Annotated in this window: 12 protein-coding genes; 9 read left to right on the forward strand and 3 right to left on the reverse strand. The window is 41.1% G+C overall.

Going from position 1 to position 11669, the window contains the following annotated elements:
* Positions 1-188: 188 nt before the first annotated feature.
* Positions 189-1196 (reverse strand): rod-share determining protein MreBH, encoded by a 1008-nt coding sequence (gene mreBH, locus LC036_RS15755; RefSeq protein ID WP_226584910.1) that lies wholly within the window; start codon positions 1194-1196, stop codon positions 189-191.
* Between the two features lie 164 nt (positions 1197-1360).
* Between mreBH and LC036_RS15760 the strand changes: the two genes are divergently transcribed.
* From LC036_RS15760 to LC036_RS15775, 4 genes are all read left to right on the forward strand, one after another.
* The gene (locus tag LC036_RS15760; RefSeq protein WP_226584912.1) at positions 1361-2104 is read left to right on the forward strand and encodes a YkgJ family cysteine cluster protein; all 744 of its coding nucleotides are present in this window, start codon (positions 1361-1363) and stop codon (positions 2102-2104) included.
* The gene (locus tag LC036_RS15765) at positions 2094-2729 is read left to right on the forward strand and encodes an MOSC domain-containing protein (RefSeq protein WP_226584914.1); all 636 of its coding nucleotides are present in this window, start codon (positions 2094-2096) and stop codon (positions 2727-2729) included. The genes LC036_RS15760 and LC036_RS15765 overlap by 11 nt, the downstream gene beginning before the upstream one ends.
* A gap of 121 nt (positions 2730-2850) precedes the next feature.
* A complete protein-coding gene (locus tag LC036_RS15770) occupies positions 2851-3327 on the forward strand; it encodes a DUF1992 domain-containing protein (protein WP_226584916.1) in 477 nt (158 codons plus the stop codon).
* 320 nt (positions 3328-3647) lie between these two features.
* Entirely contained in the window at positions 3648-4313 is a 666-nt protein-coding gene (locus LC036_RS15775) for an SOS response-associated peptidase (RefSeq protein ID WP_226584918.1), read from the forward strand.
* A 60-nt stretch (positions 4314-4373) separates the two neighbouring features.
* Here the strand turns inward: LC036_RS15775 and LC036_RS15780 are convergent, their stop codons facing one another.
* Positions 4374-5762 (reverse strand): alanine/glycine:cation symporter family protein, encoded by a 1389-nt coding sequence (locus tag LC036_RS15780; RefSeq protein ID WP_226584919.1) that lies wholly within the window; start codon positions 5760-5762, stop codon positions 4374-4376.
* Positions 5763-5980: 218 nt separating this feature from the next.
* On the opposite strand from LC036_RS15780, the gene LC036_RS15785 reads away from it, so the two are divergent.
* Genes LC036_RS15785 through LC036_RS15795 form a run of 3 tightly spaced genes read left to right on the forward strand, consistent with a single transcriptional unit; the run spans position 5981 to position 7643 of the window.
* Positions 5981-6448: a low molecular weight protein-tyrosine-phosphatase gene (locus LC036_RS15785; protein ID WP_226584921.1), complete on the forward strand. Its 468-nt coding sequence runs from the start codon at positions 5981-5983 to the stop codon at positions 6446-6448.
* A gap of 11 nt (positions 6449-6459) precedes the next feature.
* On the forward strand, positions 6460-6789 hold the full coding sequence (locus tag LC036_RS15790; RefSeq protein ID WP_226584923.1) for a YtxH domain-containing protein: 330 nt from the start codon (positions 6460-6462) through the stop codon (positions 6787-6789).
* A 23-nt stretch (positions 6790-6812) separates the two neighbouring features.
* Positions 6813-7643 carry a YihY/virulence factor BrkB family protein gene (locus LC036_RS15795; protein ID WP_226584925.1) on the forward strand — a complete coding sequence of 277 codons (831 nt, stop codon included), beginning with the start codon at positions 6813-6815 and terminating at the stop codon, positions 7641-7643.
* A 225-nt stretch (positions 7644-7868) separates the two neighbouring features.
* Here the strand turns inward: LC036_RS15795 and LC036_RS15800 are convergent, their stop codons facing one another.
* Complete coding sequence (locus LC036_RS15800) at positions 7869-9782, reverse strand: heavy metal translocating P-type ATPase (RefSeq protein ID WP_226584927.1); 1914 nt, start codon at positions 9780-9782, stop codon at positions 7869-7871.
* A gap of 252 nt (positions 9783-10034) precedes the next feature.
* On the opposite strand from LC036_RS15800, the gene LC036_RS15805 reads away from it, so the two are divergent.
* Together LC036_RS15805 and LC036_RS15810 are read left to right on the forward strand one after the other, a co-directional pair.
* The gene (locus tag LC036_RS15805; RefSeq protein ID WP_319004489.1) at positions 10035-10892 is read left to right on the forward strand and encodes a transporter substrate-binding domain-containing protein; all 858 of its coding nucleotides are present in this window, start codon (positions 10035-10037) and stop codon (positions 10890-10892) included.
* 10 nt (positions 10893-10902) lie between these two features.
* Positions 10903-11595 carry an amino acid ABC transporter permease gene (locus LC036_RS15810; protein ID WP_226584931.1) on the forward strand — a complete coding sequence of 231 codons (693 nt, stop codon included), beginning with the start codon at positions 10903-10905 and terminating at the stop codon, positions 11593-11595.
* Positions 11596-11669 lie beyond the last annotated feature (74 nt).

Below are 11669 nucleotides of genomic sequence, written 5' to 3' on the forward strand. Positions count from 1 at the left end.
CAGTTCGCTGAAAATCAAACATACTTTCTATCTATATGCGTAAATTCGACAAGGGGCCTGCAATATCCTTTACCTTTTCATTTGAATCTATAAAGATATAGAAAATCCCTGGTAACATAAGTTGACCAGGGATTTTAGATGGCAATTATAACAAATGTAGTTCTTGTAGAAAGCCTGCTTGTTTCGTATTACTTACTTGCTTTTTGTAGTTTTTGAATCATTTTGAGCGAGCGGCCGGTTCCGATAGCTACAGATTCAAGCGGGCTTGGTGCCATGTGTACGGGTACAGAAATTTCGTTTGCGAGCCATTCCTGCATTCCGTTAAGCATGGAGCCGCCTCCAGTAAGGATTACTCCGTGATCCACAATATCCCCACTTAATTCTGGAGGGCAGTCTTCAAGAGTGGAGCGGATGGTTTCAAGCAGTTGTTCTAATGATTCTTTTAAAGCACTCTGTATTTCTGTGGATTTTAATTCAATCGTTTTTGGCAGGCCCGTAACCATATCACGGCCGCGCACTTCCATTGTTTCTTCTGTGTGCTCAATAAGTGCATAGCCAATTTCCATTTTTATCTGTTCGGCCGTACGTTCACCAATTAAAACATTGTAAGCTTTTCGCACATGCTGGATGATTTCCTCGTCCATCACATCTCCGCCTGTTCGGATTGATTTACATGAAACAACTCCGCCGAATGAGATAATAGCCACTTCACTTGTTCCGCCTCCGATGTCGACAACTACGTTTGCAATTGGTTCATCAACCGGAAGGTCTGCTCCAATTGCTGCTGCTATCGGCTCTTCAATCAAGTGAACATTTTTAGCACCATAGCTTTTCACAGCATTATGAATAGCACGGCGTTCAACTGAAGTAGAGCCGGATGGAGTACAAATGACTACAGTTGGTTTACGCATTGAGATTCCGGACTTCTTAGAGACTTTCTTCAACAATTCCTTAAGCATTTGGGCAGTCATGTCATAATCAGCAATAACTCCATCACGTAAAGGACGGACAGGAATAATATTCCTTGGGGTCTTTCCTACCATTTCCTTAGCTTCTTTTCCTACCGCAACAACATTTTTTGTTTCTGTGTTATAAGCAACCACAGACGGTTCATTTAATAAGATTCCTTTAGTCTTAGAATAGATTAATATATTCGCAGTACCAAGATCGATACCGATTTCCGCATTTGATAGCATTTAGACGTACCTCCAAAGATGACAAATTCTCTTATATACCTTCTAATATATTAGGACTTTTCTGGGGGTTCAACAACAGGAAATTCGTGGGTGGGATGTGGTGGTAAAAATACCTGTATTTTATGTATAATAAGACCAATGATAGATGGAGGAGTTTTTCCCTTATGAGCTTTTTGAAGCATGAAGAAATTCTTAGTCGATGCGAGAAAATTAATCAATCCTACGAAGTGGATCCACGCTTTTTTGATAATATAGTTGATGATTTGCTGGATAGTGAGCAGGACACTGAGACAGTAATTTTACAGGGATTCCAGAAATTGCTGACAGAAGTGGATCATGAAATAGAGCGTATGGAGACGTTCACTTCCATGAAGCCGAACTGCTTTATGGGCTGTTCCTTCTGCTGCTATTTTCCAATCGTTATTACAAAAATGGAAGCAAAAATGCTGTTTCGCTCCATAGATCACTTCTCAGAGGATAGAAAAAAGGCAATCTATGAACAATGGGATGCCTATTATGAAAAATATAAAGACAAATTATCCCATGCATTGGCTATGGACTATGAAGACCCAGAGACGAAACTGGCCTATAAAAAGCTGGATCTGCCTTGTCCTATGTTGAATCCCGAAACACAGCTTTGTATGGCATATGAAGTTCGACCAATCCCCTGCCGTACCTATTTGAATTATAGTGATCCACAAGTCTGTGCCGAAAATGATATGCCTAAAGAGCCGTTCAGCTATGAGTTCCTGTATACATTCTACTTCACGAACATAAATGAACTTATTCAAGCCCTGTATGAAAACGGGGAGGATGTATTTATTGATTATCCCATGGATGCATGGAAATATGACTATCTTCCAGCCTGGATTAAACAATGGCGAGAGGGGTTGTTGGATGAAGTATAAACTGTTGTCACTGAATGCTGGCCGTCCGGAAACTTATGAAACAGATAAAGGAGATTTGAAAAGTGCCTACAGAAAAAAGCCGTTAAATGCTTCCACATACCTATCTTATTTAAACTTTGACGGGGATGAGCAGGCCGATAAAAAGAATCATGGTGGACGTGATAAAGCCGTGTGTCTTTATCCAGCCCAGCATTATCGCTACTGGGAGGAATATTATAATGTTCCTTTTTCTTTTCCAGCATTTGGAGAGAATTTGACTGTAGAGGGTATAGAAGAATCAGAGGTTCGCGTGGGGGACATCTACCAATTGGGAGATGCACTTCTTCAAATATCCGAACCCAGAAAGCCATGTTATATCATAGCTCGGACACATGGAATTGACGACTTCCCTGCCCAGGTTATTCAAAAAGGATACACAGGGTTTTATTTAAGAGTATTAAAAGAAGGAAATGTGAAACCGGGGGACTATCTGAATCTAGTTGAAGCTCATCCAGATGGCGTGACTATAGAGGATGTCAATGATCTTCGGTATCATGATCGTGGGAATAAAAGAAAATTGGAGCGTGTTCTTGCGTTGGATGCGCTGGCTGAGGGACTTAAACAATCGTTACGTAAGCGTTTGTAGAGATGAGGAACTTACGAGTCCTTTATCAATAAGAACGGTAGAGGTGCTGCGGGTCATGCTGACATTAATTTAGGAAGGCTCAAAGAGAACGTGGAAGAACCGATATAAGCGAATTCAAGATGTGTTTATTCAGCCTGAAGCTGAAGCAGGCAGATTTATTTTTTGTCTCCTGCTTAAAGCTGTGCATTTGTGCCAGGACAAGAATATGAATGAAGGAGCGATTGGTATGGATTATGGTCACTTGATTGAGGAAAAGATCAAAAAATCCATGGAGCGTGGGGATTTTGATAACCTTCCAGGTAAAGGAAAACCGCTGCCGAAGGATGAATTCGCTCATCTCCCACCTGATCTGAGAAACAGCTACCGTATCTTGAAAAATGCAAACATGCTCCCTGAGGAAATGATACTAAAGAAAAGGATTGTTGAGTTAGAGGAGCTGCTCGCAGGGATTAAAGATCCAGAGCTTTCAGCTGATTTTAAAAAAGAATTAAGTGAGAAGAAAATCCGTTATGATGTAATGATGGAAAAAAGAAAGGGAAGCCAGTCAGGGGCTTACCGGCAATATCAAAGAAAAATAGACCGTCGGTTCGGTTTTTAATCTACGTTCCTCCCAATGAGTGTAAGCAACGGTCAGGATTCTTTTGGCTGCAAGTATATTTTTGTAAAAAGGTCTGTCCAGTAGGACAGACCTTTTTATGTCTGTCTCTGTAAAAACCTGTTGTTGATTCTTTAACTGCTCCATTTCAGCTTCCTTCTATGGAGCAGTCGAAGCTGAAGCATTATCTCGAGCAGACCTTCAACAATCCTGCTCTTTTCACTAACAAACGTGATATAAAATACAACACTAAGCTTTAACAGAACCTTATGTTTAGGAAGTCATAGAAGGGAAAGATAATATAAACAGAGGAGGGGATGATTGTGTGTGGAAGATACACTCTGCTTGCCGATGAGACTGAAATATTAAAAGAGTTTGGGATATCCCGCTCTATTGATGGATATGAACCCCGGTATAATATAGCTCCAGGTCAGCAAGTTCTTGCCGTCATTCATGACGGTAAGGAGAAGAGAGCCGGATATATGAGATGGGGACTCGTCCCATCATGGTCCAAAGACCCTAAAATTGGGTACAAAATGATTAATGCAAGAAGTGAAACAGCAGATGAGAAACCGAGTTATAAACGGCTGATGTCACAAAAACGCTGCCTCATTGCAGCCGACAGTTTTTATGAGTGGAAAAAGAGTACATCAGGAAAGCGTGCTGTCCGTATTCAAGCAGAGGGGCGCTCATTATTTGCTTTTGCAGGTCTTTGGGATCAATGGAATGGGGAAGAGGGTTCTCTATACACTTGTACTATTCTGACTCAACCCGCCAATGATTTTATGAAACCAATTCATCATCGAATGCCTGTCATTCTGCCAAAAGAAGAGCAGGATCAATGGATAGAGCCGGTGAAAAAGAATCCTTCTGAAGTGAGAAACTATCTTGAGGATATGAAGATGGACAATTTAGAGGCCTATGAGGTCAGTGACTACGTTAATTCAGCAAAGAATGAAGGACCGGAATGTATCAAGGCTCTTACTTAAGGTGTCATTCGTCTGGAAAATAAAAGCCCACGGAATAATCCGTGGGCTTTTGCTCCCTTATTAACTAGCCTGTCGTTGTTCTTTTTCCTGTTGACGCTCTTTTTTGGCTACTTTCAGGAACTTGTTCGTTTCAGCAGCTACAACCCCTGAAAGGAGAAGAAGTCCGATTAAGTTCGGAAAGGCCATTAGACCGTTCATGACGTCTGCAAAAACCCAGACGGTATCCAGAGTTGATACAGACCCAATTAAAATGAAGGCCACAAAAACAATCTTATATACACCGATAAATCGTTGTTTTGTTAGGTATCCAAAACATTTCTCTCCATAGTACGACCAGCCAACAATTGTAGAAAAGGCGAAGAAAATTAAACCGATTGTAACAACATAGGCCCCCATATCACCAAGGAAAATCTGGAATGAAGTAGAAGTCAAGTCTGCTCCATCCAACCCTCCCTGATACTGGTCAGCCATTACTATGGTTAAACCGGTCATTGTACAAACGATAATGGTATCAATAAATACTTGTGTCATGGATACAAGCGCCTGTCTGCCGGCATAATCCGTTCTTGCAGCAGCGGCAGCGATAGGAGCAGAGCCGAGGCCTGCTTCATTTGAGAATACTCCACGGGCGACACCATAACGTATAACAGTTCCTAATAGTCCACCACCTAAAGCACTGGCGGTAAACGCATCATTAAGAATCGTACCAAAGGCAGGGATGACCATGTCATAATTAAGGATTAGGATAATTAGAGCACCAATGACGTAAAAAAGGGCCATAATAGGAACAAAAAAAGCTGTTACTTTTCCGATGCTCTTAATTCCGCCTAATAAAACCAAGCCGGCTAAGACAGTCAGAATTATTCCTGTTACCCACGTAGGGACACTGAACGTTCCCTGCATGACATCAGATACGGAGTTTGATTGGACCATGTTTCCAATACCAAAGGCTGCAACAGCGCCAAATAAAGCAAACAGTACACCTAGAGGCTGACCCAGCCATTTCGTCTTAAGGCCGCGTGACAGATAATACATGGGACCGCCCGACATTTCGCCATTTTTTCCTTCAACCCGATATTTTACGGCAAGAACGGCTTCGGCATACTTGGTGGCCATGCCGAATACCGCAGTCACCCACATCCAGAACACAGCGCCGGGTCCACCTAAAACAACTGCTGTAGCAACACCGGCAATATTCCCTGTACCGATCGTTGCAGCGAGCGCCGTTGTGAGTGCTTGATAATGGGAGATATCCCCTTTCTCATTTTTCTTCTTCTTGCCTGGTTTAAAAGCCAGTTTCAGGGCGTAAGGCAGTGTCTTAAACTGCAGAAAACCAAGTCTCAAGGTTAAATATACCCCTGTCCCAACTAGTAAAGTCAGCAGCACAGGTCCCCATACAAGTCCACTTAAGTTACTTAAGAAACTATGTAGCGCACTTTGATCGTCCATCAAATTCCTCCTTATAAATATGTTATAAATTGGTTCATATATAAAATATTCCGAAAATTTAAAACAAAAGTCAACCCATTTTTACGATCTCTTTGAAAATACGGTTGAATTCGACAAGAAAAGGGAAGATATTATGAGAACACTTCGGAAGATAGAAGGATTTTTTAGGATTTCATAGAAATACAACATATTAGCAATAATAAAATGGAGGAGTCGACATGATTCGTGTACTGTTCGTATGTCTTGGGAATATATGCAGGTCTCCCATGGCTGAGGCTATATTCAGGGATTTAATTAAAAAGCAAAAGCTGGATGGGCAGATTACCGTTGATTCAGCCGGTATCGGCCACTGGCATATAGGTTCTGATCCTCATGAGGGTACAAGGAAGGTGCTGGATGATCATAATGTTTCTTATGAGGGGATGGAAGCAAGGCAGGTTAAGGAGTCAGATTGGGATGACTTTGACTATTTGATTGCGATGGATGATAAAAACGTACAGGACTTAAATGGAATTAGGGAAAACAAGGATGTCACTTTAAGCAGACTTATGGATTATGTTCCAAATGCAAAGGAAAAGGAAGTGCCTGATCCTTACTTTACAGGTAACTTTGATTACGTATATGAGTTGGTTCATGAAGGATGTACGCGTTTATTAGAAGAAATTAAACAAGACCATAAACTATGAGGAGGATGAATATGGGACAGCAGAAATTATGGAAAGGTTTAGTAATTGGAGCCGTTATCGGAGGTGTGGCTGCACTGCTTGATAAAGATACGCGCAGTTACGTAGGAGAAAAATCACGTCTCGCAGGGTCGAAATGCCAAGGCTATGTTAAACACCCGTCAGAAGCAATCCACACATTAAGAGTCAATTATGAATCTTTTTCAAACCAAGTGAATAAAGGTGTCGAAGATTTACTCGAATTATTACAAAAGGCTGAGAGTATGCTAAATAGAGTAGGAGAAATCAATCAAGAAGTGAAGCAGCAGCTTGAAGCTGTAGATGATTCTAAAGAAGCTTCTTGATACTCAAGAGGTGAGGGAATATCGTGAAAGTCATCAAGAATTTTGGCAAGGAGCTGTTCACACGATTTGGAGAAGATGATGTCGGGGGAATGGCTGCTCAACTTGCCTACTTTTTTTTACTATCTTTGTTTCCGTTTATGATATTCCTGCTGACACTGCTTGGATATTTACATATTGATGAGGGACGTGTTCTTGCTTTTGTGAGTACCTATGCTCCGCCCGAGACATTTGATATGATCACTGAAAACGTCTCATCTTTATTAAGCAGTGAAAATGGAAGCCTGCTTTCCATCGGTCTTGTAGGGACTCTATGGGCAGCTTCTAATGGCGTTAATGCCATTATGCACGCATTCAATCGCGCTCATAATGTAGAAGAAAACCGGCCGTTTCTTGTTTCAAGACTGATCGCTATTGTATTAACAGTAGCCATGGTCCTTGTTATCGGTGTAGCCTTTCTGCTTCCAGTAGCAGGACATACCATTGGCGTTCATTTGTTTTCCTATTTTGGTTTATCGGAAAGCTTTCTTTCTATCTGGGAAGGAATTCGCTGGGTCATTTCCTCTGTTATTTTTTTCATGGTTCTGTCTTTCCTTTATGTCACAGCTCCCAATAAGCGATTGAAGTACAAGGATACTGTCGCAGGAGCGGTTTTTGCCACTGTCAGCTGGCAGCTGGTATCACTTCTGTTCTCTTTTTATGTCAGTAATATAGGGAATTTCTCGGCTATGTACGGAAGCCTGGGCGGGGTAATCATACTTATGATTTGGTTTTATTTATCGGGAGTTGTGATCATTCTCGGAGGAGAAATAAATGCTATGATTCATCACCGACGAAAAAAAGATACCTGGGGGTGAAAGAATAGGAGGAAGCCGCCAAGGTAGGTGTGGAAAACCAAGCACTTTAATCGCAGATAATCATTTGGAATAAAAACAAATAAAGAGAGGGGGGCCGTTCTCTTCGGCCCCCTCTCTTTATTAATTAACTTATGATGTGAATCATGGAGTATTTTATGCAGACAAACGGGCGGTGCCGCTAAGATACCTGGTTTTACATGACAGGATTTGGAGAGAAAAATCTTGTTATTTTAATAGGCGCAGACCGTTCAAAATAACAAGAATCGTGCTTCCTTCATGACCAATAACTCCTAAAGGAAGATCGAGCCATTGAAGAAAGTTACTGATAATTAACAGCATGATGACACTAATTGAAAAAATTACATTTTGTTTGATAATTCGATTCATACGTTTAGATAAGTGCATGGCATCACCAATCTTTGGTAAATCGTTTTTCATTAGCACAACATCTGCTGTTTCCAGTGCCACATCCGTTCCTTCCCCCATCGCCACACCAACATCAGCTTCTGCCAGTGCAGGTGCGTCATTAATCCCGTCTCCGACCATCCCGACATGAGAGAAATGTTTTTTGAGGTGCTTCATTTCTTTAAGTTTCTGATCTGGAAGACAATTGGAAATGTACTGGTCTAATCCTGCTTCTTCAGCGATAGCCTGCGCTGTTGTTTCATTATCACCGGTCAGCATAATTGTGTAGATCCCTTTATCTTTAAGCGACTGAATCGCCTGTTTGGCTTCTTCACGAACGGTATCTTTTAAAGCGAATAGACCAACTACTTCATTTTCTTTTTTTACAAAAATAACGGTCTTACCTTCTGATGCCAGCTGCTTAAACAGCTCATCCTTAAACGAATAGCTTTCCTTTTCCCCTATAAACTCAGATTTCCCAATTTTCCAAACCTCACCTTTATAGGTACCAATGACACCATTTCCACTTTCGTTTTTCACAGAATCCACAGGGGACGCGTGGATGCCCTTATGATCTGCATATCGAACGACCGCCTGAGCTAAGGGATGGTTTGACTGCTGCTCTATGGACGAGACGACAGACAAAACAAGCGTTTCTTCCTCTTTATTGGCCGTGACAAAATCAGTAACCTTCGGAAGACCTTTGGTCAATGTTCCTGTTTTATCGAATGCAAACGCTTTGATATGAGAGAGATGCTCAACATGAACGCCGCCTTTGAATAGTATCCCTTGTTTCGCACCATTAGTAATAGCGGATAAAGTGGCTGGCATAATAGAAGCGACAAGCGCACATGGAGAAGCAACAACTAAGAGAATCATGGCTCGATAGATAGTCTCCATCCAGCTCCATCCAAACACGAAGTGAGGAAGAAAGAGCATTATGGCAACGACGATGAGGACAGTTTTTACATAAGTGCTCTCAAATCGTTCGATAAAAAGCTGGGAAGGTGATTTCTCACTTTGTGCATTCTGTACCATTTTTATGATTTTCTGGAATAATGTATCGGTTGATTTCTTTGTAACTGAGATTACTAAACTTCCATCGATATTCATGGTGCCGGCAAATACTTCTGTGTGTTGATCTTTAGTGATGGGAATGGACTCGCCTGTGATCGTGCTCTCATCAATAGAAGAGGTTCCTTTAATAATGACTCCATCTGCTGGTATACGTTCTCCAGCTTTTATTAGAACATGATCCCCTATATTTAAGTGTTCGACTGAAATCCATTCATAATCATTTTCAACGACTAGAAGAGCTTTTTCTGGCTGAAGATTCATTAACGAAGAGATTTCTTTATGGCTTTTATTCATCGTATAAGTTTCTAAAGCTCCGCTCAATGAAAAAATGAATATAAGGATAGCTCCTTCTGTCCAATATCCTATGGAAGCCGATCCAATAGCAGCAAGAATCATGAGCAGTTCCACATTAAGGGACTTTTCTTTAATTGTTTCCTCTAATCCTTCTTTGGCTTTAGCAAATCCACCAATCACAAATGCAGTCACATATAGTGAAATGTAAATAGGGGGAGACCATTGGCTTTCTCCAACCCAAGCAAAGACTATAAGAATTCCGCTGATTATAGCTGCTGTCAGTTCTGCATGTTCCTTGAATGCTGAAAGTTTACTTGGTAATTTAAACCACTTAAAGAAAAGGAGCACCCGTGTAGTATTCATTCCTATTCTCATCTCCTCGATTTAATTGATAATAATTTTCACTTAAGAGGCTTGGTAGCTTCTTTTATTTATAATTATTATAATTTAATATATGTTATTATCATACCATAAAGATGTGAAAAAGCCAGAACAAAGTCAATGGAATATTAAATTTACGCAGGATAGTTGATATAACAGGTGTCAAGTTGCTATATTAAACAGGTATGAAAAAATGAAAGGTGGAAACAACACATGCGTAAAGTTCTTATACTTATGTTTATGCTCTTGCTTTCTCTTCTGCTTGCAGCTTGTGGAACAAGTGAAAGTAATGAGGAGAGCAGTTCTAATAATGAAAGTACAGAAGCTTCTGACAACACATGGAGCGAAATTGAAGAGGAAGGGGAAATTGTTGTAGGAACCTCTGGTACACTGGCTCCAACATCGTATTACCCTGAAGGTTCTGACGAGCTTACAGGTTATGACGTTGAAGTAATGAGAGAAGTTGCTGAAAGGCTTGACCTTGATATTAAATTTGAGGAGTATGGGACAGATGCTTTGCTTCCTGCCTTGAACAGCGGTCGAATTGATGCTGTTGTGAATGATATTGAAATTACCAAAGACCGTAAGGAACAGTTCGCTTTTAGTGAGCCTTACAAATACTCATATGCAACAATGATTGTCCGTGAATCTGACCTATCAGGAATTGAGACGTTAGAAGACGTAGAAGGTAAAGTTCACGCCGGTGGTGCAGCAACTGTACACACGCAGATTGCAGAATTTCTTGGAGCTGCCGAAACAAAAACGTTTAATGCAACCAATGATGTTTATTTAAAAGCAGTTGAAGGTGGAAAAGTCGATTTCATCATTAATGATTACTATTTACAGTCTTCTGCCTTAAAAGCGAACTCAAATATTGACGTTAAGCTTCATCCTGATTTGAAGTTCCACCAGACAAATACCGCCGTTGTATTACCAAAAGATGCCGGAACAATGCAGGATAAAATAAACGAAGTCCTTCAGCAGATGCGCGAAGAAGGCGTGTTGACGGAGTTGTCCGAGAAGTTCTTTGAAGGAAGAGACGCTTCTAAGGAACCGGAAAACGTAAAAGAAATTGAAGGACTGGATCTATAAGGAGCTTGTTATGTTTGGTATTGAAGTGAACGATATTGAAATAGAAAAGCTCTTCAACACCGAAAACGCCTGGAACAACCTTCCCTTTCTATTGGAAGGAGTTCCTTATACTCTTCTCGTAGCTGTTATAAGTATGGGGATTGGACTTGTGCTCGGTTTTTTCCTTTCCTTAGCGAGAGGATCAGACCGCATCTGGCTTCGGTGGCCTGCCCGCTTCTATATTTCATTTATGCGCGGGACGCCGATCCTCGTTTATTTATTTGTTCTCTACTTCGGCTTACCTGTGGTAGGGATTCAGATTTCTGCGATCTCAGCAGCTCTTATAGGTTTTGGTACAAACAGTGCAGCCTATATTGCAGAAATTAACAGGGCTTCTTTGAATAGTGTCCCTGGTGGGCAATGGGAATCATCGCGTGCACTTGGGTTGACTTATTGGCAGACGGTTAGAAGAATCATCATGCCTCAGGCGACAAGAATCGCTATTCCGCCATTAGGAAATGTGTTTCTGGATCTGCTGAAAGCGACTTCTTTAGCCGCCATGATTTCGGTGCCGGAAATATTGAATAAAGCTCAAATTGCTGCCGGCCGTACGATTGACTCTATGACCATGTATATTCTAGCCGCTCTTATATACTGGCCGTTGACGATGATCTTTTCGGCTTTACAGGACTATTTAGAGAAACGATACAATCGTTATTTATAATATTCGAAAGCCAGAGAGGGATTCCCTCTCTGGCTTTTTGATTTTTTAATGAATTATCGCTTGCTTTCGTTAGT

The sequence above is a fragment of the Halobacillus litoralis genome, assembly GCF_020524025.1.
Taxonomy (GTDB): Bacteria; Bacillota; Bacilli; order Bacillales; family Halobacillaceae; genus Halobacillus; species Halobacillus litoralis_D.